This is a genomic window from Nonomuraea wenchangensis, from assembly GCF_900111685.1.
Taxonomy (GTDB): domain Bacteria; phylum Actinomycetota; class Actinomycetes; order Streptosporangiales; family Streptosporangiaceae; genus Nonomuraea; species Nonomuraea wenchangensis.
The window spans coordinates 224,264-247,917 of sequence record NZ_FOHX01000011.1 but is presented as its reverse complement, the minus strand read 5'-3'; the positions used below and the strand labels follow the sequence as shown (position 1 = coordinate 247,917).

Annotated in this window: 27 protein-coding genes and 1 tRNA gene; 14 read left to right on the top strand and 14 right to left on the bottom strand. The window is 70.4% G+C overall.

Features of this window, described 5'->3' with window-relative positions:
* Positions 1-223: 223 nt before the first annotated feature.
* From dnaB to BMW85_RS30510, 5 genes are all read left to right on the top strand, one after another.
* Positions 224-4,054: a replicative DNA helicase gene (gene dnaB / locus BMW85_RS30530; RefSeq protein WP_091088269.1), complete on the top strand. Its 3,831-nt coding sequence runs from the start codon at positions 224-226 to the stop codon at positions 4,052-4,054.
* Positions 4,055-4,299: 245 nt separating this feature from the next.
* Positions 4,300-4,692: a GntR family transcriptional regulator gene (locus BMW85_RS30525; RefSeq protein WP_091088266.1), complete on the top strand. Its 393-nt coding sequence runs from the start codon at positions 4,300-4,302 to the stop codon at positions 4,690-4,692.
* Entirely contained in the window at positions 4,689-5,534 is an 846-nt protein-coding gene (locus BMW85_RS30520; protein WP_091088264.1) for an ABC transporter ATP-binding protein, read from the top strand. The genes BMW85_RS30525 and BMW85_RS30520 overlap by 4 nt, the downstream gene beginning before the upstream one ends.
* Complete coding sequence (locus BMW85_RS30515; RefSeq protein WP_091088261.1) at positions 5,531-6,493, top strand: ABC transporter permease; 963 nt, start codon at positions 5,531-5,533, stop codon at positions 6,491-6,493. Before BMW85_RS30520 ends, BMW85_RS30515 begins: the two co-directional genes overlap by 4 nt.
* Positions 6,494-6,732: 239 nt before the next feature.
* Complete coding sequence (locus BMW85_RS30510) at positions 6,733-7,188, top strand: universal stress protein (RefSeq protein ID WP_091088259.1); 456 nt, start codon at positions 6,733-6,735, stop codon at positions 7,186-7,188.
* On the opposite strand, the gene soxR is transcribed toward BMW85_RS30510, so the two are convergent.
* From soxR to BMW85_RS30495, 3 genes are read right to left on the bottom strand one after another with little or no spacing between them, the layout of a single operon-like run.
* Positions 7,185-7,688, bottom strand: coding sequence for a redox-sensitive transcriptional activator SoxR (soxR, locus tag BMW85_RS30505; protein ID WP_091088256.1), 504 nt, complete (start codon positions 7,686-7,688; stop codon positions 7,185-7,187). The two genes, BMW85_RS30510 and soxR, sit on opposite strands and share 4 nt — an antisense overlap.
* 44 nt (positions 7,689-7,732) lie before the next feature.
* Positions 7,733-8,464 (bottom strand): ABC transporter permease, encoded by a 732-nt coding sequence (locus BMW85_RS30500; RefSeq protein ID WP_091088253.1) that lies wholly within the window; start codon positions 8,462-8,464, stop codon positions 7,733-7,735.
* The gene (locus BMW85_RS30495) at positions 8,461-9,366 is read right to left on the bottom strand and encodes an ABC transporter ATP-binding protein (protein WP_091088251.1); all 906 of its coding nucleotides are present in this window, start codon (positions 9,364-9,366) and stop codon (positions 8,461-8,463) included. The genes BMW85_RS30500 and BMW85_RS30495 overlap by 4 nt, the downstream gene beginning before the upstream one ends.
* 109 nt (positions 9,367-9,475) lie before the next feature.
* Here BMW85_RS30495 and BMW85_RS30490 point away from each other — a divergent pair, with 109 nt between their 5' ends.
* The 3 genes from BMW85_RS30490 to dnaN all read left to right on the top strand — a co-directional run bounded on the left by BMW85_RS30490 (position 9,476) and on the right by dnaN (position 12,742).
* A complete protein-coding gene (locus BMW85_RS30490; protein WP_091088248.1) occupies positions 9,476-10,906 on the top strand; it encodes a sensor histidine kinase in 1,431 nt (476 codons plus the stop codon).
* The gene (locus BMW85_RS30485) at positions 10,903-11,553 is read left to right on the top strand and encodes a LuxR C-terminal-related transcriptional regulator (RefSeq protein ID WP_091088245.1); all 651 of its coding nucleotides are present in this window, start codon (positions 10,903-10,905) and stop codon (positions 11,551-11,553) included. The genes BMW85_RS30490 and BMW85_RS30485 overlap by 4 nt, the downstream gene beginning before the upstream one ends.
* 91 nt (positions 11,554-11,644) lie before the next feature.
* Positions 11,645-12,742: a DNA polymerase III subunit beta gene (gene dnaN / locus BMW85_RS30480; RefSeq protein WP_091088242.1), complete on the top strand. Its 1,098-nt coding sequence runs from the start codon at positions 11,645-11,647 to the stop codon at positions 12,740-12,742.
* A 13-nt stretch (positions 12,743-12,755) separates the two neighbouring features.
* On the opposite strand, the gene BMW85_RS30475 is transcribed toward dnaN, so the two are convergent.
* The 7 genes from BMW85_RS30475 to upp form a co-directional block, all read right to left on the bottom strand.
* Positions 12,756-13,214, bottom strand: a complete 459-nt coding sequence (locus BMW85_RS30475) for a MarR family winged helix-turn-helix transcriptional regulator (protein WP_091088241.1) — start codon at positions 13,212-13,214, stop codon at positions 12,756-12,758.
* A 20-nt stretch (positions 13,215-13,234) separates the two neighbouring features.
* The gene (locus BMW85_RS30470; RefSeq protein ID WP_091088238.1) at positions 13,235-13,918 is read right to left on the bottom strand and encodes a FadR/GntR family transcriptional regulator; all 684 of its coding nucleotides are present in this window, start codon (positions 13,916-13,918) and stop codon (positions 13,235-13,237) included.
* A 102-nt stretch (positions 13,919-14,020) separates the two neighbouring features.
* On the bottom strand, positions 14,021-15,364 hold the full coding sequence (locus BMW85_RS30465; RefSeq protein ID WP_091088237.1) for a helix-turn-helix domain-containing protein: 1,344 nt from the start codon (positions 15,362-15,364) through the stop codon (positions 14,021-14,023).
* A gap of 96 nt (positions 15,365-15,460) precedes the next feature.
* Positions 15,461-15,994, bottom strand: a complete 534-nt coding sequence (locus tag BMW85_RS30460) for a PH domain-containing protein (RefSeq protein WP_091088235.1) — start codon at positions 15,992-15,994, stop codon at positions 15,461-15,463.
* Positions 15,991-16,149, bottom strand: coding sequence for a hypothetical protein (locus BMW85_RS49815; RefSeq protein ID WP_177240954.1), 159 nt, complete (start codon positions 16,147-16,149; stop codon positions 15,991-15,993). Before BMW85_RS49815 ends, BMW85_RS30460 begins: the two co-directional genes overlap by 4 nt.
* 98 nt (positions 16,150-16,247) lie before the next feature.
* The gene (locus tag BMW85_RS30455) at positions 16,248-16,472 is read right to left on the bottom strand and encodes a hypothetical protein (protein ID WP_091088233.1); all 225 of its coding nucleotides are present in this window, start codon (positions 16,470-16,472) and stop codon (positions 16,248-16,250) included.
* Positions 16,473-16,648: 176 nt separating this feature from the next.
* Entirely contained in the window at positions 16,649-17,287 is a 639-nt protein-coding gene (gene upp / locus BMW85_RS30450; protein ID WP_091088230.1) for a uracil phosphoribosyltransferase, read from the bottom strand.
* Positions 17,288-17,434: 147 nt separating this feature from the next.
* Here upp and BMW85_RS30445 point away from each other — a divergent pair, with 147 nt between their 5' ends.
* The 4 genes from BMW85_RS30445 to BMW85_RS30430 all read left to right on the top strand — a co-directional run bounded on the left by BMW85_RS30445 (position 17,435) and on the right by BMW85_RS30430 (position 19,024).
* On the top strand, positions 17,435-17,950 hold the full coding sequence (locus BMW85_RS30445; RefSeq protein ID WP_020543023.1) for a tRNA adenosine deaminase-associated protein: 516 nt from the start codon (positions 17,435-17,437) through the stop codon (positions 17,948-17,950).
* 18 nt (positions 17,951-17,968) lie between these two features.
* Positions 17,969-18,445: a tRNA adenosine deaminase-associated protein gene (locus tag BMW85_RS30440; protein WP_091088227.1), complete on the top strand. Its 477-nt coding sequence runs from the start codon at positions 17,969-17,971 to the stop codon at positions 18,443-18,445.
* A 44-nt stretch (positions 18,446-18,489) separates the two neighbouring features.
* The gene (locus BMW85_RS30435; RefSeq protein ID WP_091088428.1) at positions 18,490-18,927 is read left to right on the top strand and encodes a nucleoside deaminase; all 438 of its coding nucleotides are present in this window, start codon (positions 18,490-18,492) and stop codon (positions 18,925-18,927) included.
* Positions 18,928-18,937: 10 nt separating this feature from the next.
* Positions 18,938-19,024 (top strand) — tRNA-Ser (locus tag BMW85_RS30430).
* 58 nt (positions 19,025-19,082) lie between these two features.
* Here the strand turns inward: BMW85_RS30430 and BMW85_RS30425 are convergent.
* From BMW85_RS30425 to BMW85_RS30410, 4 genes are all read right to left on the bottom strand, one after another.
* A complete protein-coding gene (locus BMW85_RS30425; protein ID WP_091088226.1) occupies positions 19,083-19,853 on the bottom strand; it encodes a DUF4352 domain-containing protein in 771 nt (256 codons plus the stop codon).
* A 116-nt stretch (positions 19,854-19,969) separates the two neighbouring features.
* Complete coding sequence (locus BMW85_RS30420) at positions 19,970-20,266, bottom strand: type II toxin-antitoxin system VapB family antitoxin (RefSeq protein ID WP_091088223.1); 297 nt, start codon at positions 20,264-20,266, stop codon at positions 19,970-19,972.
* Positions 20,267-20,314: 48 nt separating this feature from the next.
* Positions 20,315-21,166, bottom strand: a complete 852-nt coding sequence (gene ypfJ / locus BMW85_RS30415; protein ID WP_091088222.1) for a KPN_02809 family neutral zinc metallopeptidase — start codon at positions 21,164-21,166, stop codon at positions 20,315-20,317.
* An 83-nt stretch (positions 21,167-21,249) separates the two neighbouring features.
* Complete coding sequence (locus BMW85_RS30410) at positions 21,250-21,642, bottom strand: hypothetical protein (RefSeq protein ID WP_091088219.1); 393 nt, start codon at positions 21,640-21,642, stop codon at positions 21,250-21,252.
* A 201-nt stretch (positions 21,643-21,843) separates the two neighbouring features.
* Here BMW85_RS30410 and BMW85_RS30405 point away from each other — a divergent pair, with 201 nt between their 5' ends.
* Both BMW85_RS30405 and BMW85_RS30400 read left to right on the top strand, forming a co-directional pair.
* Positions 21,844-23,073, top strand: a complete 1,230-nt coding sequence (locus BMW85_RS30405; protein WP_091088216.1) for a serine hydrolase domain-containing protein — start codon at positions 21,844-21,846, stop codon at positions 23,071-23,073.
* 37 nt (positions 23,074-23,110) lie between these two features.
* Positions 23,111-23,545 (top strand): hypothetical protein, encoded by a 435-nt coding sequence (locus BMW85_RS30400; RefSeq protein ID WP_091088213.1) that lies wholly within the window; start codon positions 23,111-23,113, stop codon positions 23,543-23,545.
* Positions 23,546-23,654: the final 109 nt, after the last annotated feature.

The following is a 23,654-nucleotide window of genomic DNA, read 5'->3' as shown; positions in this document are numbered from 1 at the left end:
AACGTTTCCGCAGGTAGAAGGCTTGCTGACGGAAATCCTCAGAAGTTATCCCCAGGCGTCATCCACAGGCATTTCACATGTTGGGGGCAGTCGTACACAGCTTGACCACAGGGTTGTCCACAGGCCACGTTGGCGTCCGGGCCCCAGGTCCGGGAAACTGTCAGACCGGTCGACTACAAGTGGGGGTGGTGCGACCGCCTGCAAGGTTGTTCGAGGGGGCGCGGTGAGCATTGACGAAGAGATCCCGGCGGGGCCCGGTTTCGAGCGCACGCCGCCGCACAACATCGAGGCGGAGCAGTCGGTCCTCGGCGGCATGCTGCTGTCCAAGGACGCCATCGCCGACGTGGTCGAGATCATCCGCGCCGACGACTTCTACCGCCCCGCTCACCAGATGGTCTACGAGGTCATCACCGACCTCTACGGCCGAGGCGAGCCCGCCGACGCCGTCACCGTCTTCGACGAGCTGCAGAAGCGCGGCGAGATGGCCCGCGTGGGCGGCGCCGCCTACCTCCACACGCTCACGGCCGTCGTCCCCACGGCCGCCAACGCCGGCTACTACGCCAAGATCGTCCGCGAGCAGGCGATCCTCCGCCGCCTCATCGAGGCCGGCACCCGCATCGTCTCCTACGGCTACGGCGGCCAGAACGAAGAGGTCGACGACCTCGTCGACCGCGCCCAGGCCGAGATCTACAAGGTCACCGAGCGCCGCACCTCCGAGGACTACGCCCCCCTGGCCGACATCATGCCGGGCGCCCTCGACGAGCTGGAGGCCATCGGCAGCCGCGGCGGCCAGATGGTCGGCGTGCCCACCGGCTTCCAGGACCTCGACCAGCTCACCAACGGCCTCCACCCCGGCCAGATGATCGTGGTCGCCGCCCGACCCGCGATCGGGAAGGCGCTGGCGCTCGACACGCCGCTGCCCACGCCCGACGGATGGACGACCATGGGCGACGTCAAGGTGGGTGACCGGCTGATCGGCGCGGACGGCAGGCCCACCAGGATCGTGGCGGCCACTGAGGTGATGCACGGCCGCCCCTGCTACGAGGTGGAGTTCAGTGACGGCACCGTGATCGTCGCGGACGCCCAGCATCAGTGGCGCACCATCACCCGTGCCCAACGCAAGCAGCGCCGGAGCGGCCCTTCCTACCACTGGGCCCGGGAGGCCGTCGAGAAGGTCAGGATCGCCTACGAGGCCGCGCTCGGCGACCGGGAGAGGCTGGTCACGCACCAGGAGGCGCTTCAGCTCGTGGGGGAGGAGTTCCGCCATGTCCTGCACGTCGTGCAGAAGCAGGTGGGCATGGCGGACAAGGTGGTCGCCTCCGTCGGTGGCGCGATGCGCAGCTACGAGTGGCGCACTCCCGCCTACCGGGCGATAGATCTCTTCGCCGCCCTGCACGCCAGGGTCACCACGCCCAAGAACGCCACCATCACGGCGGTTCCTCGCCAGACGGTCACCACTGAGGAGATCGCCGCAACCCTGCGCACCTCCGACGGTCGGCCGAACCACGCGGTGGCGGTGACCGCGCCGTTCGACCTCGACGAGCGTGCACTGCCGCTGGCGCCGTACGCGCTCGGCATCTGGCTGGGCGACGGTCACAGCGCGGGCGCCCGCATCAGCACGGCCGATCCGGAGGTCATCACCAATCTCGAAGCCGAGGGCCTGTGCGTCACGCGCGTGGGTTCCTCCATCTCCTACCAGCTCACGCTGCCGGCACCGGACTCGCCGGCCGGCCGCACGTGTGTGGTGTGCGGCCAGGAGTTCGTCCCACGGACTTCACAAGTCCGTACGTGCGGAAGGAGCTGCGGCGGACGGGCACGCTTCGTCTCGGCGCCGGTGCCCGTCCCCACGTGCCCCGACTGCGGCGCCCCGACAAGCGGATTGCGGCGCTGCCAGGCGTGCCATCGCTCACACGGAACCGTGCAGGGCATTCTCCGTACTCTGGGCGTGCTTCACGACAAGCACATTCCCGCCGCCTACCTCCGCGGTTCGGAGGGGCAGCGGCGAGCCCTGCTGGCCGGGCTGCTCGACTCGGACGGTCACGTCAACACCGGAGGCCAGATCCAGTTCGCCGTCACCAACCGGCGGCTGGCCGCCGACGTCCACGAACTGATCCTCAGCCTCGGCTACAAGGCGACCATGCGGACCAAGCAGGTCAGAGGGAGGAGCGCGGACTCCTCCACGGTCTACATGATCAACTTCACTGCGTCCGACAAGCTCTTCCGCCTGCCCCGCAAGGCCATCCGGCAGACCGGCGAAGCTCGTCCCAGCACCAGGCTCCGCTACATCGTGGACGTGCGTGCGATCGCGAGCAGGCCGGTCCGCTGTGTCCAGGTGGACAACGACGATCACATGTACCTTGCCGGCCGCACCTGCATCCCCACCCATAACAGCACCCTTGGTCTGGATTTCGCCCGTTCCGCGGCGATCAAGAATGGCATGACCACCGTCATCTTCTCGCTGGAGATGTCGCGCAACGAGATCACCATGCGACTGCTGTCCGCCGAGGCCCGGGTCGCGCTGCACGCCATGCGCTCCGGCATGATGAGCGACGAGGACTGGACCCGGCTGGCCCGGCGGATGAGCGAGGTGGCCGAGGCGCCGCTGTTCATCGACGACTCGCCCAACATGTCGATGATGGAGATCCGGGCCAAGTGCCGCCGGCTCAAGCAGCGCAACGACCTCAGGTTCGTGGTCATCGACTACCTCCAGCTGATGAGCTCGCCGAAGAAGACCGAGAGCCGCCAGAACGAGGTGTCGGAGATCTCGCGTGCCATCAAGCTGCTGGCCAAGGAGCTGGAGGTGCCGGTCATCGCGATCTCCCAGCTCAACCGTGGCCCCGAGCAGCGCACCGACAAGCGCCCGCAGGTGAGCGACCTCCGCGAGTCGGGCTGCCTCACCGCCGGCACGCGTGTCCTGCGAGCGGACACCGGCGCGGAGACGTCGCTGGGCGAGCTGCTGGAGTCCGGCGCGCGCGACATCCCGGTGTGGTCCCTGGACGAGAAGCTGCGGCTCGTCCCGCGGACGATGACGCACGTGTTCCCCAGCGGCACGAAGGAGGTCTTCCTGCTGCGGCTCAGCTCCGGCAGGGAGATCGAGGCGACGGCCAATCACCCCTTCATGACGTTCGACGGGTGGCGCCCGCTGGGGGAGCTCGCCCCCGGAGCACGCGTGGCCGCACCGCGGCACGTTTCCGCGCCCCGCGGCCTCCAGGAGTGGCCGGACGACCAGGTGACCCTGCACGCACACCTGGCCGGGGAGGGCGGAGCCGTCCCCGAGGGGGTCTTCTCCCTCCCCAAGCGGCAGATCGCGCTGTTCCTGCGCGGGCTGTGGGCGAGCGGCGGCCAGGTCGGGTGGGACGACGAGGTGGGCGAGGCGCGGCTCTCCTGCACCTCCACGAGCCGCCGCCTGGTCGACGACGTCGCGCGGCTGCTGCTGAGGTTCAACGTGATGACGAGGATCGAAGAGGTCAGGCAGGCCCATCGGCTGTGGGTCACCGGAGCCGACAACCAGCTCCGGTTCCTCGACGACATCGGCGTCGCCGGTGAGCGGTTCGAGCCGCAGGCCGGGCGGTGCGCCGCCGCCCTCCGGCGGCTCGTGGGCGACACCGGCGCCGGCGCCGTTCCGCGCCAGGTCTGGGACCTCGTCGGCGACTCGCTGGCGGTGCGGGGCGCCACGAAGGGCGCTCCGGGCCCGGAGCGCCTGCGCCGGATCTCCACGATCCTCGACGACGCCGACCTTGAGCTGCTGGCCACGAACGACGTGTTCTGGGACGAGGTCGCCTCCGTAGAGAGCCTCGGCGAGCAGCCGGTGTACGACGCCACCGTCCTCGGCACCCACAACTTCGTGGCCAACGGGATCAGCGTCCACAACTCCATCGAGCAGGACGCGGACATGGTCATCCTGCTGCACCGGGAGGACGCCTACGAGCGGGAGTCGCCGCGGGCGGGTGAGGCCGACCTGATCGTGGCCAAGCACCGTAACGGTCCCACGGCGACGGTCACGGTGGCGTTCCAGGGTCACTACAGCCGGTTCGTGGACATGGCCCAGCACTGAGGGCTTTGACGGGCATTGGAGTGAAGCGCGCGGGTTCGCGGATTCCTCGTCTCCGAGCCCGTGGAACTCGTTCGTGATGGGGGGCGAGCGATCGCATGCGCCGGTGTCATCCGCGCGCTGGTCAGCCCGGCCGTCTCCAGACCCGTCGCCCTACCGGACATGGCGTCGCCTGGCGACCACAGGTTGACAACGAGCGCCCCATTCCAACACCCTTTCACTATTCGAATAGTGAAAGGGTGTTTTGTTTGATCGAGTTCAACTTGGACCGCGGCTCGGGGGTCTCGACGTACCTGCAGCTCGTTCACCAGGTCAAACAAGCGCTCCGGCTCGGTACGCTGCGGCCCGGCGACCAGTTGCCGACCGCCCGCGAGGTGGTCGAGAGCCTGGCCATCAACCCCAACACCGTGCTCAAGGCGTACCGGGAGCTGGAGCGCGAAGGGCTGGTCGAGGGGCGGCCGGGGATGGGGACGTTCGTCCGGCAGGGCATCACGGGGGCGACGCTCGCCGAGCACACGCGGCTGCGGCGCAGCCTGGAAGCCTGGGTGCACGACGCCCGCGCGGCCGGGCTCGATCAGGAGGACCTGCGGGTGCTGTTCACCGTGGTCCTGGCCGACGCCGCGAAGGAGGGCGTGGCATGAGTCCCGCGCTGGAGGCGACCGGGCTGGGAGTCCGCTATCGCCGCACGTGGGCGTTGCGCGACTGCTCACTGTCCGTGCCCACCGGGCGCGTGGCGGCGCTTGTAGGGCCCAACGGAGCGGGCAAGACCACACTCATGCACGCGGCCGTCGGCCTGCTACGGCCCGCGCGAGGCAGCGTCCGCGTGGCCGGCGAGGCGGCGTTCGTGGCACAGGACAAGCCGCTGTACGAGAGCTTCACCGTCGCCGAGATGCTCACCTTCGGCCGCCGCATGAACACCCGCTGGGACGACGCCGCCGCTGCCGACCGGCTCGCCGGGCTGGGCATCCCTCTGAAGCGGAAGGTGAGCGGGCTGTCCGGCGGGCAGCAGGCGCAGGTCGCGGTCACGCTGGCACTCGCCGGCCGGCCCGACCTGCTCATACTGGACGAACCGCTGGCCAACCTCGACCCGCTCGCCCGCCACGACGTGATGCGCTCGATCATGGCGGAGGTAGCCGGACGGGAGCTGACCGTGCTGCTGTCCTCGCACGTCGTCTCCGACCTGGAGGAGACCTGCGACTGGCTGGTCGTGCTGAACGGGGGTCGGCTGCAGGTCAGCGGCGACATCGAGGAACTGCTCGACGGGCATCTTGTGCTCACCGGGCCGGACGAGGCATCGGCGGCCGGCACGCAGATGGTGGGCGGGAGCCGTACCGGCAGGCAGGTCAGCATGCTGGTCAGGGGCGCGCCACCGCTCGATCCACGCTGGCAGGCGCGCCGCCCCGGGCTGGAGGAGCTTGTCATGGGCTACCTGCGCAGCCCCGAGTCGGCGGCGCTACCGGGACTGACGGGGGTGGGCGCGTGATCTGGGTGACGTGGCGCCAGCACCGGGCGCAGATCCTCGTGACGGCGACCTTCCTGGTACTGCTGGGGGTGCTGCTGCTGGGTTCGGCGATGGAAGCGAGCCGGTACGTTGCCGAGCACGCCCCGCCCGGCTGTCCCGGGGCCGCCGTGGCGTGCGGAGACCTGGCGGTGGCGCTCGGGCAGCGCTACGACGCGGTCTACTCGGTCTTCGGCTGGATGCCGCTGGTGGCGCCGGCGCTGATCGGGGCGTTCTGGGGCGCGCCACTACTCGGCCGCGAGTACGAGCGCGGCACCCACCGCCTGGCCTGGACCCAGGCTGTGCCCGTGTGGCGGTGGTTGGCAGTCAAGCTGTCGCTCCTGGGCGGGGCAGTCGTGGCGGGCGGGCTGCTGCTGTCGCTCATGGTGAGCCTGTGGCGGCCGGTGTTCAGGACGGGGGTCGACTCCACGTTCGGCAACATCGGCGTGTTCAACATGGTCGGGGTGGAGCCGGCGGCGTGGTGGCTGTACGCGTTCGCGCTCGGCACCGCGGCCGGCACCCTGTTCCGGCGTACACTGCCCGCGATGGCGCTGGTCGTGGCCGGTGTGGCGGTGTCGATGTTCACGCTGTTCCAGCTGAGTGACTACTACGCCGAGCCGGCACGTACCGAGCTGTCCGGCACCGTGCTGCTGGACGATCCCGACGCCCGGCTGGTGAGCGCCGCCTGGGTGGAGCCGTCCGGGAGGGAGGTCGCCGAGCCGGCCGACAGCGGCTGCCCGCGGCGGGTGGACGTGGGGCAGAGCAGCAAGAATGCTGAGGCGTGGCAGGCGTGCCTGTTCGGCAAGGGCTACCGGTACGCGGTGTACTACCATCCGCCGTCCAGGTTCTGGCGCTTCCAGTGGACCGAGGCGGGGATCCTGGCGCTCGCGTCGGCGGCCCTCGGCGGCCTGGCCGTGCGCCGCACCCTCCGCCGCCCCGGCTGACAGGCCTGTTCTGTCAGCCGGGGCGAGGCCCGGACTGGCGACTGTTGTCGCGGCACCGCGACGGGTTGCGGGATACTGCTGCTCGCTCCCTTCCCGGCAATTAGCCCAGCGCAGACGCCCTGCGGCCGGAGCCCGACAAGGCGACGAACCCTCCATGTGATGAAGCAGACAGGCGGCGGCGGAATGGAGCTGATCATCCCGGTGCTGCAGCGGATGACCGTAATGAAGGGAAGTCCGCCATGACCATCCTCGTCGCCTACGACGGCTCGGCCGACGCGCGCGCCGCCATCGAGTTCGCCGCCAAGCACCTCGCCGCCGGGCCCGTCGTCGTCCTGACCGTGTGGGAGCCGCTGCTCGTGCAGTTGCGTAAATACCCCCTCGCCGCCGGCGTGCTCACGCCCGAGGCCGAGGACGAGGCGCGGGCCCAGGCCGAGGCCAGCGCCAGGGAGGGCGCCGAGCTGGCCGTCGCGTCGGGCCTCGCCGAGGTGACCCACCGGGCCGTGGCCGACAACGAGTCCGTGTGGAAGACGATCGTGGACGTGGCCGACGAGCTCGACGCCTCGCTCATCGTCACGGGCTCGCGGGGTCTGGCCGGGGTGCGTTCGGTGCTGCTGGGCAGCGTCTCCAACCACGTGCTGCACCACGCGCAGCGGCCCACGCTCATCGTCCCGCCCGCCCAGCGCACGGCGGGCTAGGGCCGGTCCCCGGCCGTGTTGCAGCAGGCTCCTGGCGGCGGGGACAGCCGGGTGTCGATGCGCCGGGCTCCCGGCCCCTCGTCGCCGAGCCGGTCGTGCGGGTTGGCGACGGGGCACAGGTCGAGCGACAGGCAGCCGCAGCCGATGCAGTCGGTGAGGTCGTCGCGCAGCCGCTGGAGCTGCAGGATGCGGTCGTCCAGCTCGCCGCGCCAGGCGGCCGAGAGCCGGGCCCAGTCGGCGCGGGTGGGGGTGCGCTCGCCGGGCAGCTCGTCCAGTGCGTCCTTGATGGTCTTGAGCGGGATGCCGATGCGCTGCGCCAGCCGGATGAAGGCGACCCTGCGCAGGCTGTCGCGGCTGTAGCGGCGCTGGTTGCCGGCCGTGCGGCGGCTCGTGATGAGGCCCTTGGCCTCGTAGAAGTGCAGGGCCGAGACGGCGACGCCGCTCCGCTCGGCCAGTTGCCCGACCGTGAGCTCCTTGGTGTTCCAGGCGACCTTGGTCATACCGGAAGCTTAGTTGAGGTTGCTCGGGAAGCGGCGCGCCGCAGTCACTCCCACCGGAACAGCCGTACGGCGAGCCCGCCGAAGACCACCAGCCCGGCGGCCATCACGATCAGGTGCAGCGGCTGCGGCGCGTGGCCCGCCCAGGTGTCCTTGAGCGCCTGGGCGAACGGCCCGGCCACCGAGTAGTCGCTCACGGTACGGAGGGCGTCCGGCATGGCCTGGCGCGGGATCCACATGCCCGCGACGAACATCAGCGGGAACATCACCAGCGACCCGATCCCCGGCGCAGCCTTGCCGTTGGGCGCGAGGGCGGCGATGACCAGCCCCATCGCCATGAGCGCCGCCGTGCCGAGCAGGAACACCAGCACGAAGCCCGGCCACTGCCCGGGAGGCGCGGCGTCGAAGACCAGCATGGTCCCGACGACGAGGATGGCCGTGGCCACGACCGCGACGGCCAGGTTGATGACGAGCTGCACGGTCAGCATCCGCGCGGGGCTGACCGGCGTGGTGGACATCCGCCGCAGCACACCCTGCTCCCGGTACGTCGTGAGCACTGCGGGAAGCACGCTGCACACCAGCGTGAGCAGCGAGAGCAGGACCATGAGGCTCGGCCACTGCGCGTCGACGAACCGTTCGCCGGTCTCCGTCGCCTCGCCCATGCCGGGGATGGTGAGCCCCAGCACGACCAGGAGGACGACCGGCAGCGCGATGGAGAAGGCCAGCGACGGCCAGTCGCGCAGGTAGAGCTTGGTCTCCACGAGGAGCATCTTCTTCATGACAGCTTCCTTCCTGTGAGCGCGAGGAACGCGTCGTCCAGCGTGGCCTGCTCGATGCGCAGGTCCCCGGGCACGATGTCGTGCCGGGCGAGGGCGAGGGTGACGGTGGCGGCGAGGTTGCCGGCGCCGCTGACGGCGACCTGGTCGCCGTGCCGCTCGACGGCGCGCACCCCGGGGAGGGCGAGCAGCACGTCGTCCGTGACCGGCGCGGAGGGCCGGAAGCGTACCCGTTGCTCCCCGCCGACCTGCTCGATCAGCCCGGCGGGCGTGTCGGTGGCGACGACCTTGCCGGCGTCGATGAGCGCCAGCCGGTCGCAGAGCCGTTCGGCCTCCTCCATGAAGTGCGTGACCAGCACGATCGTCACCCCGGACGCGCGGATCTGCTCGACGAGCTCCCAGACGTCGCGGCGGGCCTGCGGGTCGAGGCCGGTGGTCAGCTCGTCGAGCACGGCCACGCGCGGCCGGCCGACCAGCGCCAGCGCCACGGACAGCCGCTGCCGCTGCCCCCCGGAGAGCTTCTTGAACGTCGTGTGCCGCTTGTGGCCGAGCCCCACCCGTTCCAGCAGCTCGTTCCAGTCGGCCGGGTCGGGATAGAAGGAGGCGTAGAGGTCCAGCGCCTCCCACACCTTGATCTTCTCCGGCAGGTTGGCGCTCTGGAGCTGCATGCCGAGCACTTCGCGCAGCTGGGCGCGGTCGCGGCGGGGGTCGAGCCCGGCCACCCGTACGGTGCCGCCGTCCGGCGCCCGCAGGCCCGCCACGCACTCGACCGTCGTGGTCTTGCCGGCGCCGTTGGGCCCGAGGATGCCGAAGATCTCACCCTCGGCGACCTCGAACGACACGTCGTCGACCGCCAGGTGTTTGGGGTACTGCTTGCGCAGGTTCCTGACCTCGATGATTTTCATGGCTACGACGGTAGGAACGCCGCGTCCGCTGGGGAATGCGGCTGGATGCCGGGCAAGGGTGTACCTAGGTGCAGTGACCCGGAGGTCATGGCTTGGGCACACTGGGAGCATGTTGAGGAGGTACGGCCGGGTCGCGACGCTGCTCGCGCTGCTCGTCGTCCAGGTGCCGCTGATCGCCGTGTCCCTCGTGATGCTGGTGCTGTCGGTGGCGTTGGGGATGGTGTTCCTGTTCCCGCCGCAGGTCCGCATGGTGCGCCGGGTGGCCGAGCTCAACCGGCGGCTCATCCGGAGCTGGACCGGCCTGGCCATCGAGGCCCCCTACCTGCCGAAGCCGCCGCCCCCGGTGCCGCAGGCGGACGGCTTCTACCGCCACGACCGCACCCTCTACAAGACCCCGCGCATCCCCGCGTGGAACGACCGCTGGAAGTGGCTGATCACCGACCCGGCCACCTGGCGCGACGACTGCTGGCTGCTGCTGGACCCGCTGATGAAGCTGACGCTGGCGCCGGTGTTCCTGCTGCTCCCGGCCCAGGGCCTGCGCCTGTACGCGCTGTGGAGCGACCTGCTGCTCGGCGCGACCGCCAACAGCCGCCTGGCCAACCAGGTCACCCACCTCAGGCGCACCCGCAACCTGGCCACCGACTCCCAGGCGGCCGAGATGCGCAGGATCGAGCGTGACCTGCACGACGGCACGCAGGCGCGGCTGGTCGCCATCGGCATGACGCTCGGCGCGGTCGAGCAGCTCGTGGACCAGGATCCGTCGGCGGCCAAGGCGCTGCTGGCCAAGGCCCGCGAGGCGTCCTCGGAGACGCTGACCGAGCTGCGCCGGGTCATCCGCGGCATCCATCCGCCGGTGCTGGCCGAGCGCGGGCTCGGCGACGCCGTACGCGCCCTCGGCATGGACAGCCCGCTGAAGGTCTCCGTGGACGTGGACCTGCCGAACCGCCCGGACGCGCCGGTGGAGGCCGCGGCCTACTTCGCGGTCAGCGAGCTGCTGTCCAACGCCGCCCGGCACGGCGAGGCCCGTACGGCGGCCGTGGACATCAGCTCCAGGGAGGCCGACCTGCGCATCACGGTCACCGACGACGGCATGGGCGGCGCCGACCCCACCAAGGGCAGCGGCCTGGCCGGCATCGAGCGGCGCCTGGCCGCCTTCGACGGGGTGCTCGCGCTGAACAGCCCGCCGGGCGGCCCCACCACGGTCACGATGCACCTGCCCAAGGTGCTGCCCCAGCACTGGGCGTCGGACCTGCCCAAACTGCCCCGCCACAAGATGGTCATCGTCGGGTTGCTGTGGGCGACCGCCTGGTGCCCGACCTTCCCGCAGGGTTTTGTGGCGGCCATCTTCAAGCTCATCGACTTCGACGAGAAGACCTGGTTCCTCGCCCTCCACCTACCGGAGCCCTGGCAGTGGCCGACGATCACCGCGATGATCGCGCTCGGGCTGACCATGCACATCATGGCCATCCGCATCCCGGCCGTGCACAACCGGGAGCGCTGGATGATCGAAGCCACCCCGACCAAACCCTGGTGCCCATGAACGTGCTCATCGCCGAAGACCTCTACCTGCTCAGGGACGGCCTGGTGCACCTGCTCCAGGCGCACGGCTTCACCGTCGTGGGAGCGGTGGACAGCGGCCCTGAGCTGCTCAAGGGGCTGCTGGAGCTGCGGCCGGACGTCTCGATCGTGGACGTGCGCCTGCCGCCCACGTTCACCGACGAGGGACTTCAGGCCGCGCTGGCGGCCAGGAAGTCGGTGCCGGGCCTGCCGATCCTGGTGCTGTCGCAGCACGTCGAGCAGCTGTACGCGCGCGAGCTGCTGGCCGACGGCTCCGGCGGCATCGGCTACCTGCTGAAGGACCGCGTCTTCAACGCCGAGCAGTTCGTCGACGCCGTACGCCGGGTCGCCGAGGGCGGCACCGCGATGGACCCGGAGGTCATCGCCAAGCTGCTGGCCAGCAACGCCAGGCGCGAGCCGCTGGCCGCGCTCACGCCGCGCGAGCGGGAGGTGCTGGAGGCCATGGCGGAGGGCCGCTCCAACGCGGCCATCTCCCAGCGGCTCTACCTGAGCGAGAGCGCCGTCGCCAAGCACACCGCCAACATCTTCGCCAAGCTCGGCCTCGCCCCCTCGGACGACGACAACCGCCGGGTGCTGGCCGTTCTCGCCTACCTCCAGAGCCGCGCCTGACTCTCCCGCACCACCGGCACCACTGCGGGCCCGGGGTTGTCGGTGGCCTCGGCTATTTTCGTAGGGGCATGGCGACGAAGGGGTGTGACAGGTGAAAATCCGGGTTAACCGCGATGTTCTGGCAGAAGCGGTGGCATGGGCTGCCCGAGTCCTGCCCAGCCGCCCTGTGGTGCCCGTCCTGTCCGGGCTGCTGCTGGAGGCCGGCGAGGAGCTGACGTTGTCGGCGTTCGACTACGACGTCTCGGCGCGGGCCACGATCGACGCCGACGTGGCCGAGGAGGGCACCGTGCTCATCCCGGGCCGGCTGCTCGCCGAGATCAGCCGCAGCCTGCCCGCCGACGACGTCGAGATTGTCACCGAGGGGCCCGAGGCGGTGCTGACCTGTGGCAGCGCCGAGTTCGGGCTGGTCACCATGCCGGTCGAGGACTTCCCGACCCTGCCCGCGATGCCGCCGGTCGTCGGCGCGGTGGGCGGCGGCGTGTTCGCCTCGGCCGTCGGCCAGGTCGCCCCGGCCGCGAGCCGCGACGACACGCTGCCGATGCTCACCGGCATCAGGGTCGACATCGACGGCGAGTCGGTCGCGATGGCGGCCACCGACCGCTACCGCATCGCCGCCCGCGACTTCACCTGGCGCCCGGCCACCCCCGACGTGTCCGTCTCGGCGATGGTGCCGGCCCGGGTGCTGGTCGAGGTGGCCAAGTCGCTGCGCGGCGGCGAGGTCGCGGTGGCCATGGGCGACGGGGTGGCCGGGTTCGAGAGCGTCGGGCGCAGCACGACCGTGCGGCTGCTCGACGAGCAGTTCATCGACTACCGTTCCCGGCTGAGCAGCGACTGGTCGATCCGGGCCGACGTGGCGGTGGGTCCGTTCGTCAACGCGATCAAGCGCGTGGCGCTGGTGGCCGAGCGCAACACCGCGATCCGGCTGTCGTTCACGCAGGGGCAGGTGCTCATCCAGGCGGGCGGCGGCGACGTCGGCCGCGGCACCGAGGTGGTGCCGTGCGAGCTGCGCGGCGACGACATCCAGATCGCCTTCCAGTCGCAGTTCCTGCTCGACGGGCTGGTGGGCATCGAGGGCGAGCTGGCCCGCATCAACCTGGAGTCGCCCACCCGGCCCGCGCTCATCCAGGACGTCCCCGGCGACGCGCAGCCGGCCTTCCGCTACCTCGTCATGTCCCTGCGCCAGAGCTGAGCCCGGCGGCCCCTCACGGGCCCGGCGTGCTGGTCTGGCGTTCGGCGACGAGCTTGAAGACCCTCTTGAACTCCGCGTACGCCCGCTCGCCCACGGCCCGCGCGTGCGCGGCCTCCATCTCGGCGAGCACCGCGTCCGACCTGGCGAGGAAGTCGAGCCCCTTCCCGGTGGGCACGATCAGCTTGGCGCGGCGGTCGGCCGGGTCGGGCCGCCGCTCCACGTAGCCGAGCTCGACCAGCTCGTCCACCAGCGTGCCGATCACCTGCTTGTGCTGCCCCGACTGGGCGGCCAGGTCGGTGGCCCGGCTGCCCTCCTCGTCGAGGTAGGCGAGCACCGCCCCGTGGCGCGGCCGGAGTCGCGGATGCCCCTGCTCGCCCAGCTTGGCGAACAGCTCACGCTGCAGGGCGAACAGCGTCCGGCTGGACAGGATGCCGAGGTCGGGCTGCTCGCGTTGACGCCGGCTCCTGCGCACCTCACACCCCTCCGGGGCCGTCAGGAGTCGCCGGACTCGGTGAGTGCGATGAGGATGTGCTCCATGCAGGCGTGACCGGCCCGCTCGGCCGCCGTGGCGTCGCCGGCCGCGATGGCGCGGGCGATCGCGTCGTGCGGGATGTAGGTCTTGTTCAGCGACGTGCCGGCCGCCGTGATGCTGGCCCGCAGCGCCGCGGAGAAGTCCTCGTACAGGTCGATGAGGACGAGGTTGTGGGTGGCGTGCGCGACCGCCATGTGGAAGGCGAGATCGGCCTCGACGAAGTATTCGGGGTCGTCGAGGTCCCACGCGCGCTCCCGCTCGGCCAGGGCGGCCTCGATGCGGGTGATGTCCTCGTCGGTGCGGCGGGTGGCGGCGAGGCGCGCGGACTCGACCTCCAGCGCGCGTCGCACCTCCAGGATCTCCAGCTGCTCGGCCTGCTTGAGCCGGCGCAGCATGGCGCCGGAGAGCTCGCTGGTCGCCCGGACGTAGGTGCCGTCGCCCTGTCGGCACTCCAGCAGCCCGGCGTGCGTGAGCGCGCGTACGGCCTCGCGAACGGTGTTGCGCCCGACCCCGAGCTGCTCGGCCAGCACGGTCTCGGTCGGGATCTTGCCGTTCATCGTCCACGACCCTGAGGTGATCTGCTCCTTGAGCTGATCGATCACCTGGTCGACGAGCGAAGCCCGCTGCGCCGTACGCAGACTCACAGTCCGCCTCCTCCGGGAAAGCCAGTCATCCCATGAGTCAATGACTGGTAGACCCTAATTATTCCAGACTCGGAACGCCAAATCTGGAGCTCCCGGAGGAATTCAGCGGGACACGGTCGTGTCGGTCGTCACCGCCACCATGGACGAACGGACTCCGGCGGCTTCGAGCGCCTTACGATACGCGGCGGTCTGCTGTGCGACGGACCCCACACGACCGTGCAGGTCACCCAGCTCCCGCCAGCACCGTGCGGCCTGCCGGTCGGTGCCGAACACCGGTCGGTCGAGCGCGCTCAGCAGCCGGTGCGCGGTGGCGAGCTCGGCCGCGGCGTCGCCGCCCAGCTCCAGCGCCACGGCGGCGAGCACCAGACGGGCCTCGGCGGCCGACGTGCCGAACTCCTCGCCCGCCAGGCCCAGCGCCCGACCGGCCAGCTCCGCCGCGTGCGCGAGGTCACCGGAACGCACCCGCACCCGGGCGTGCACGACCAGGCTCTCGGCGTAGGCGGCGGCGGCCGACGGGAAGGCGGCGAAGACCGCGGACGCGCTCGACACCAACTGCTCGGACTCCTCGAGCGGGGCCGTGACCATCCTCGCCCAGTGCATGGCGGCCCGGGCGAGCTGCAGCGCCAGCCGCGTCTCGCGACCGGCCATGATCGCGTCGTCGGCCAGCCGCACCGCGAGGGCGGAATCCTCGCCCGCCGCGGCGGCCGTGCTCGCCTCCCACAGCGACCGGATCTCCCCGGAACGGTCCACAACCGGGGAAAAACCGGTCATGTCGAGGACCTTCTTGACGTAGGTCAGCTCGGGGGAGTCGCTCTCGTTCTCGCCGCGCGCCTCGACCAGCGCCGCCGCCAGATCGACCGCTATCTCGCCCTCGGTCACGTTGAGCCGCTCGGCCTGCTCCAGGGCGTGCGCGGCCAGGTCGCGGGCGCGCAGCCGGTCGCCGGCCCGCTGGTAGCAGCGGCTCAGCGCGATGGTCAGCGGCAGGTCGGCCAGCCGTTCGGGGTGGGCCGCGGCCTCCCTGCGCAGGCGCTCGAACGCCTCGACCGCCTGGCCGAGCCGGCCCTGCGCCTCCAGTGCCCGCGCCCGCCCGAACCGGGCCTGCGCCGTCAGCATGGCGTTCTCCTCGTCGGCCGCCTTCACGATCTCGGTAAAGCGGTCGGCGGCGACGGCGGGATCGCCGTGCTGGAGCTCAAGCTCGGCATGCCGCAGCCCGAGCTCGGTGTCGATGCGCTGCCGAGGCTCGATCCCGTGAAGGAGGAACTCGGTGGTGCATCCGAGCCGCTCGGCCAGCAGCCGGGCCACTACAGGAGTCGGCGTGCGCTTGCCCGACTCGATGAGCGAGACATAACTGTCAGACAGGTCGGGTCCGGCCAACTGGGCCTGCGACATCCGCCTGTTCAGCCGCAATCCACGGACGCGGTCACCGATGGTTCCCTGACTCGGCATCTCATCTCTCAGGGCGGGGAAGGGTCAACAACACGCAATGATTGCATGAAGTAGCCGAATCTGGTATCCCTGCGTGAAGAATTTGCCGCGCGGAGATTAATCGTCGCTGTCGTCCTTGCTGGGGAAAAGCATCTGGCAGACCTCAAGGTAGAGGGTCTCCGGATACGGAATGTACTCGACCGTTGACAGAGCCTGGTCCTGACCTGCGGACTCGAGGATGAACTCGCCGTAACCGAGCATGCGCCCGAGCAGCGAGCGCTGGAAGCTCATGTCCGTGACCTTGCCCAGGGGCATCATCGCGACCTTGCGGGTGATGAGCCCCGTGGTGAGCAACATCCGCTTGGAGGTCACCACGAAGTAGTCGACCGACCACTCCGCGACCTTCCATACGAAACGGATCAGCAGCAGGAGCCACAGCCACCACACGACGACGAGCGCCGTGCCACCCGCCGAGGTGCCGCCGAAGAACTTGCTGAGCAACGCGGCGACGACCAGGCCGCCGAAGACCTCGGCGACCGGGCGGAGCAGGATGGCGGGGTGGCGCCGCACCATGAGGACCTGCTGTTCCTGTGGGAGGAGGTAACGGTTGACCGACGCCGGGGCTGAGTCCCCGTGGGTCACCAGTCTCATGAGAGGTTGTTCACAAACTGCGCCAGTGAGTCGGCTGCGTTGAACACCGTGTCGAACGCCCCCTTCACCGCGTCAGCGGCATCAGCTGGTCGGGCCAACAGGTAGTAAGCGACAAAACCGATGCCGCTGTATGTGAGGACTTTTTTGACCTGCACCGTCGTCGCCTCCGAGCCACTTACCCACTCCCGCCGTATACATTACCCACCCGGGTGCCCGGGTAAAGGTGAGTTGGCGGGTTAGTTTTGATCTTGGTCTAACCGCGCTCGCTGGCCACCAGAGCCAGCACGTGAAGGTGCTTGCGCGCGATGCGCTCGACGAGGCTGGGATGGGCGTAGCCGGTGACCTCCAGCGCGCCGTAGTGCGCCGCCTCGACGCAGCGCGTGACCGTGGTCGAGGAGTGGACGCCCGCGAACTCGTCGCGCAGCACCGCCTCGACCTCGGCGTACGGCATCGGATCGGCCTCGGTGTGCTCGTTCACGAGGACACCTCGTCGGCCGGCATGTCGCTCATCGTGCTCCCCCACGCGCATGTTGCCTTCGCGTCTCTTCGTACCCACCTAACCACAGAATGTAACGAAGTGACGACCGAGTGTGACGGAAAAACCGGCCCCGCGAGCGAATCGCGGGACCGGTCCAAAAGAGCGGCTGAGCGGAGTCAGACGACGCCGTAGAGGCGGTCGCCCGCGTCGCCGAGGCCGGGAACGATGTAGCCGCTCTCGTTGAGCCGCTCGTCGAGGGCCGCGGTCACGACGCGGATGGGCTTGCCGGAGTTGGCGAACACCTTGTCCATGTAGGCGAGCCCCTCGGGGGCGGCCAGCAGGCAGATGGCGGTGACGTCGACGGCGCCCCGGTCGAAGAGGAACTGCACGGCCGCCGCCAGCGTGCCGCCGGTGGCGAGCATCGGATCGACCACATAGCACTGCCGGCCGGACAGGTCGTCGGGCAGGCGGGTGGCGTACGTCTCCGCCTGGAGGGTGGACTCGTTGCGGATCATCCCCAGGAAACCGACCTCGGCCGTGGGCAGCAGCCGGGTCATGCCGTCGAGCATGCCGAGCCCGGCCCGCAGGATCGGCACGACCAGGGGGTAGGGCTTGGCCAGCCGCACGCCGTGCGCGGTGGCGACCGGGGTCTGGACGGTGACGTCGGTGATCCGCACGTCGCGCGTGGCCTCGTAGGCCAGCAGGGTCACCAGCTCGTCGGCGAGCCTGCGGAAAGTCGGCGAGTCGGTGCCGGCATCACGCAGCGCGGTGAGCTTGTGGGCCACGAGCGGATGGTCGACGACGAGGGTTTCCATGGAGGACAACGGTATCCCCTGGGAGACACCGAGGCACCTCGCGGTTTTGGTTTTGATCACAATTTGGTCGGAGAGGCACACGCCGGGTGCCCGGTTCTGGAACGATTGGGTGCTGGTGATATCTGTCGTGTCAGAAATCGGGTGGGGATGGCGATGACGGACGAAGACGCGCTCGACTTCGCCATCGTGGTCTATCGCGAGGACGAACGGTGGCACGCCGAGCTGTTGCCCGTCGCGCTCACCTCCGACCTGCACGGCCTGATCCAGGTGCTCAAGCAGCAGCCGAGCGAGAGCGGCACGATCGCGCTGGTCGCCGTGGGCGACGAGTTCTTCGTGGCGCTGCGGGGCCTCGGCGACCGGGTGGACGTCTTCCTCTCCGACATCGCCGCCTCCTGGGACTTCCCGCTGGCCCGTCAGGTGCTCGAATACCTGGACGTGCCCGTCCCCGACGAGGAGGAGCTCGACGAGATCCTCCAGGACGAGGAGACCGTGCTCCCCGCCGGAGATCTGTCGATCTTCGCCGATCTCGGGTTGGACGAGATGGAGCTGGGCATCCTCTCCGGCGACATCGACCTGTTGCCCGAAGACGTGCTGTCCAGCATCGCCGCGCGGCTCGGCTTCTCCGAGCCGTTCGAGCGTGCCATCGAATCGGTCTTCGGCTGACCCCCCTGGAGCGCGGACATGGCGGCCAACACCTTCTCTGCGGCCTTTGTGTGGACCCCCGACGGCTGGAACGGTGCCGAGGTCGATCTGAGCGAAGCTGAGATCGTCGACGACTTCGGCGACGCCGTGACGGAGACCTTGGGGCTGATCGGCGACGAGCTCGCCCTCCTGTGCGTCGAGGTCGAGGACGAATGGTTCGCCCTCGTGCGCTACCGCGGCGACGACGAGCCGCGGGTCTTCCTGTCCGACGCGCACGCCATCGCCTCCGACCGGCTGGGCGAGCTGTTCGCCGAGTTCGCCGGCGTGGCGCCCGACAAGGAGGGCAACAGCCTCGGCGTGCGCCCGGCGGGCGACTTCGAGCTGCTGAGCGACCTCGGCGTGAGCTCGGAGGAGCTGCTGGAGCTCAGCATGGAGGAGGGCCTGCTGCCGGCCGACATCCTGTCGGTGATCGCCGAACGGCTGTCGTTCGCCGACGAGCTCGACCGGCTGCGCTGAGCCGCGCCGTCGCGAGGTCCTGCCGGGTGACGTACGAGGAGGCCATGCGCCTGGCCCTGGCCGAGGCGGCCGCGGCCGCCGCCAGGGGCGAGATCCCCGTCGGGGCGGTCGTCCTCGACGAGCGCGGCGAGCCGCTGGCCGCGGCCGGCAACGACCGCGAGTCCACCGCCGATCCCACCGCGCACGCCGAGGTGCTCGCGCTGCGCGGGGCCGCCGCCGCGCGCGGGGGCTGGCGGCTCAACGGGTGCACGCTCGTGGTGACCCTGGAGCCGTGCACGATGTGCGCGGGAGCCGCCGTGCTGGCCCGGGTCGAGCGCGTCGTGTACGGGGCCGTGGACGAGAAGGGCGGGGCCGTGGGCTCGCTCTGGGACGTCGTACGCGACCGCAGGCTCAACCATCGGCCCGAGGTCGTCATGGGGGTTCTGGCGGAGGAGTGCTCCGGCGTACTCAAGCGGTTCTTTGCCACTCGCAGAATCCGGTAAGCTCGTTCGCGGTGGTGTCGCCTAGTGGCCGAGGGCGCACGCCTCGAAAGCGTGTGATGGGGCAACTCATCCGTGGGTTCAAATCCCACCACCACCGCGCCTCGACGAAGGGCCTCCGGACCACCGGGGGCCCTTCGGCGTTTCCCGGCCCTTCGCTAGCCGAGCCGCCACTCGCCCTTCTGGGTGGCGAGGCCGCCGTCCAGCGCGAACCTGAACGTCGCCGGTGTGGCCGTCTCCGGGATCTCGAACACGAGCGCGCCTCTCCTGCTCTCGCCTGCGCCGATCGTGACCGTACCGGTGCCGTCGAACGGCTGCGCCTCCCGTACCCGTGCGGTCGGGTTCGCCCGGTACTCCTGGCCCGCGCCGTCCACGAGCAGCGCGCCGATGCCGAGGGTGTCGCTGTAGGCGGACTGGCCCTGGTTGGCCAGCGCGAGCTGGACGGCCACGTAGCGGTTGCCCGTCGCCGGCTTGAACAGCTCGTCCGCCGGGGTGGCGGGGGAGACGAGCTGCTCGACGGTGACGGCGACGATCACCCCTGGATCGGTGCCGGTGAGGGTGAGCGGCCGGCCGAGCGCGGCGGCGGCGGACTGCTGGTCGCCCGGCGTGGTCGACGGCACGGGCTCCGGCGACGGCGACCCGCTCGCGGGCGGCCCGCTCGGGTCCTGGTCGAACAGGACGTCCGGCGCGTCGTCGTCGGTCCCCGCCTCGGCCGCGTGCCGGGCGGCCACGCTCGCCTCGCCGGCGGTGAGCACGAAGTAGACCGATCCCGCGCCGCTCAGCAGCAGCAGCGGCAGCCCGATCGCGAGGAGCAGGATGAGCGCGAGATTGCCCCGGTCGGGCGGCAGGGGGTCCGGTAACGGAGGCTCGTACGCGTATCCGTAGCCGTACCCATACCCGTAGGGCGGCGGTGGCGGCGGGTAGGACACGGCGCTCCCTCAAATGATGTTGAAAGGCTCTGCTTCGACGCCCGAGACTCCCTCATGGTTGGCATAACAAAAGAGAGCCGCGTTTCGCGACTCCCTTTTTCGTGGCCATGGCCGGCTCAGTCGGGCAGTTCGAGAACCCTCGCGTGCAGGATGGACCGCTGATGCAGGGCCGCGCGCAGGGCGCGGTGCAGACCGTCCTCCAGATACAGCTCGCCCTGCCACTGGACCACGTGCGGGAAAAGGTCCCCGTAGAAAGTGGAGTCGGCGGCGAGCAGCGAGTGCAGGTCGAGCATGGCCTTCGTGGTGATCAACGAGTCGAGCCTGACCTGCCGTGGAGGGATCTGCGCCCATTCGCGGTTCATCAGACCGTGGTCGGGATATGGACGTCCGTCGCCGACTTGCTTGAAGATCACCCTGCTGATTTTAGGACGAAATCGGATTCCTCGCGCTGATAGTCGGGATCAGCCAAGGCTGGACTGCGCGCAGTCGCCGGGCCCGCCGTTCTGGTAACCGCGCTGGAAGGCCGCGACACGCTGCTTCGAGGAGCCGTGCGTGAACGATTCCGGATCGACCCTGCCCTGCGAACGCTGCTGAATTCTGTCGTCGCCCACGGCGGCCGCGGCGTCGATCGCCTCGGCGATGTCGGCGTCCGTGAAAGGCTTCTCGTAGAAACCGGTCTCGACCGCGTTGCGCGCCCAGACGCCGGCGTAGCAGTCGGCCTGCAGCTCGACGGGGACCGAGCTGTTGCCGTTGGAGAGCTGGCCGCGCAGGTTCTGGACGTGGTGGCCGTACTCGTGGGCGATCACGTATGCCTGAGCGAACGGCCCGCCCTTGGCCCCGAACTGGCTGTGGAGCTGGTCGAAGAAGCTGAGGTCGAGGTAGACGCGCCGGTCGTTCGGGCAGTAGAAGGGGCCGACGGCCGAGTCCGCGGCACCGCAGCCGGTGTTGACGCTCTCGCTGAACAGCACGGTCCTGGCCTGGCTGTAGTCGCCGGCCATCTCGCTCTTCCAGTAGCTCTGGATGCTGTTGACGACGCCGACGACCCGGCAGCGTTCGTTCTGGTCGGCGTCCTTGCCCGTCTTGCACTGCTCGGACAGGTCGGCCGCGGGCCGGCCCTGGGACGGCTGGCTCTCGCCGCCGCCTCCGCCGACGTTGTTGAGCACGAACACCAGCACCAGCACGATGAGGCTGACGATGCCGCCGCCGCCGATGACCATCCCGCCGGGGAAACCGCCGGCGGAGAAGCCGCCTCCGCCCCTGCCCGCGTCCTCCACCTGTGAGGCGTCGAGGTCAACCTGGTCCTTGAAGTCCATAGTCAACAGTCCTTCCGGGGGTGCCCGACGGACACACTTCCCAGAAGAAGACGTTAGATGCAAGAGGGCGGGGCGGCCCGCGGCTATCGGTCGAACCAGGCGGCCGACTGGCGGGTGAACAGCAGCCACACCACCGCGGCGGCCAGCGCCATGTTCAGCAGCGTGCCGAGGCTGACCTCGCCGAGCAGCGACCAGAGCCCGTTGAGCACCAGCAGCGACTCGACGACCAGCCCGGCCACGCGCACCCAGCGGCGCCGCGAGGTCATCCGGTAGGCGGCGAACCCGATCAGCAGGATCGCGCCGAGCGGGACGGCGAACAGCAGCAGCGCCGCCCCGGCCGCGTTCGCCTCCATCCCGCCCACCAGCGTCAGCAGCAGGAGCAGCCCGACCGCGCCCAGCCCCGCCTGCACCCACATGCAGATCCGCGCGAGGGACACCGGCTGCGGGATCACCTCGACCCGGTACGACTCGGCCATACGCGTTCATCCTCCGGGACGGGGGGTGGGCCGGACCTCTCGATCGTAGGTCGCCCGGTCGTCGCGGCGATCGCGAGGCGACGAAGACGGCATAACGCCTGGAAAGCGGCGTCAGTGGCCGTGTCAGTCCGGCGACGGCCCCGTGTCAGCGCGCTCGCCGATGGTTGGTCTCACGCGAACGACGCATACGAGGAGAACATGATGCAACACGGAAGCAACGGCTTCTCCGCGGCGGGGCTGCGCAGGCTGCGTGGCGTGCTGGAACGGCATGTCGAGTCCGGGAAGATCCCCGGCCTGGTGGCACTGGTCGGCCGGGGCGGTGAGACGCACGTCGAGGCGATCGGCACGATGCGCCACGACGGCGGCGCGCCCATGCGCAGGGACACGATCTTCAGGATGGCGTCCACGAGCAAGCCGGTGGCGATGGCGGCGGCGATGATCCTGGTGGACGAGTGCCGGCTGCGGCTGGACGACCTGGCGCAGGAGTGGCTGCCGGAGCTGGCCGACCGGCGGGTGCTGAGGCGGCCGGACGGGCCGCTGGACGACACCGTGCCGGCGCGGCGGCCGATCACCGTACGGGATCTGCTGACGTCCACGTTCGGGCTCGGCATGGACATGACGTTGCTGAGCGCGCCGATCATGGGCGCGATCATCGAACGAGGGCTCACGCCCGACCTGCCGGAGCCGATGCCCGGGCCGGACGAGTGGATGCGCCGCCTGGGCGAGCTTCCGCTGGCGTACCAGCCCGGTGAGCGGTGGGCGTACCAGATCAGCCACGACGTGCTCAGCGTGCTCGTCGCGCGGGTCACGGGCAGGCCGTTCGAGGAGTTCCTGCGCGAGCGGGTCTTCGAGCCGCTGGGGATGCGGGACACCGGCTTCCACGTGCCCGCAGACAAGATCGAGCGGCTGCCGGTCCTGTACGCCCCCGACCCGCTCACCGGCGAGTTCCACGTGTGGGACGAGGCCGAAGGGGGACGGTGGAGCCGGCCTCCGGCGTTCCAGGGCAGCGGCGGCGGCCTGGTGTCCACCGCCGACGACTACCACGCCTACTTCACGATGCTGCTCAACAAGGGCGTGCACGGGAACGAGCGCATCCTGTCCCGGCCGGCCGTCGAGCTGATGACCACCAACCGCCTCACGCCCGAGCAGAACGCCGCCCGCAACGCCCTGGCCACCGAGAACGTCCACGTGTCCTTCGGGCAGGGGCAGCACGGCGGCTGGGGCATGGGGATGGCCGTGCGCACCTACCGCGGCGACTACGCGCCCGTCGGCCAGTTCGGCTGGGACGGCGGAAGCGGCACCTCCACCTACGCCGACCCGGTCAACGGGCTCACCGGCATCCTGCTCACCCAGGTCGGCATGTCGGTCCCGAGCTCGGCACGGCTGATCCACGACTTCTGGACCACGCTCTACCAGGCGATCGAAGACTGACCCCGTACCCCCGGCTTGGAGAAGGAGTACCACCACCATGTCCGTGACCCTCACCGACCAGGACAAGCTCACCCTGCGGACCGCCGCGTACGGCGCCGTCACACTGATGGCCGCGGCCGACGCCGCCGGCCGGCCCCACAAGGCCGCCACCGGCGGCTCCCTCGCCCTCCACTCGGCGACCGGCCTGGTCGGGCACGTGCTCGCCGAGAAGTCCCGTGACGTCGAGCTGAAGGGCAGGTCCGTGGCCGCGCTCGCCGACCACGTGCTGCCCGCGCTGACGGCGGCCATGAGCCTGCTCAGGCGGCAGGACCCGGCGGAGGCCGACAACTTCCGCGGCACCGTCCTCGTCGCGGTCGAGACGGCCGCCCGCGCTCACCGGGGCGAGCCCAGCCCCACGATGGCCGACATGGCCCGCAAGATCACCGCCGCCCTCGACGCCGACGCGAGCGTCAGTGGCACCACTTCACCATGATCAGGCACGGGCTGCCCGGCCCGGTAGAACGCCCTGGTCCTGACGTAGCCGGGGTCCGGGTGCCCCGCTCCGAGGGTCTTGACCTGGAGCATCCGGCAGCCGTCCGGCC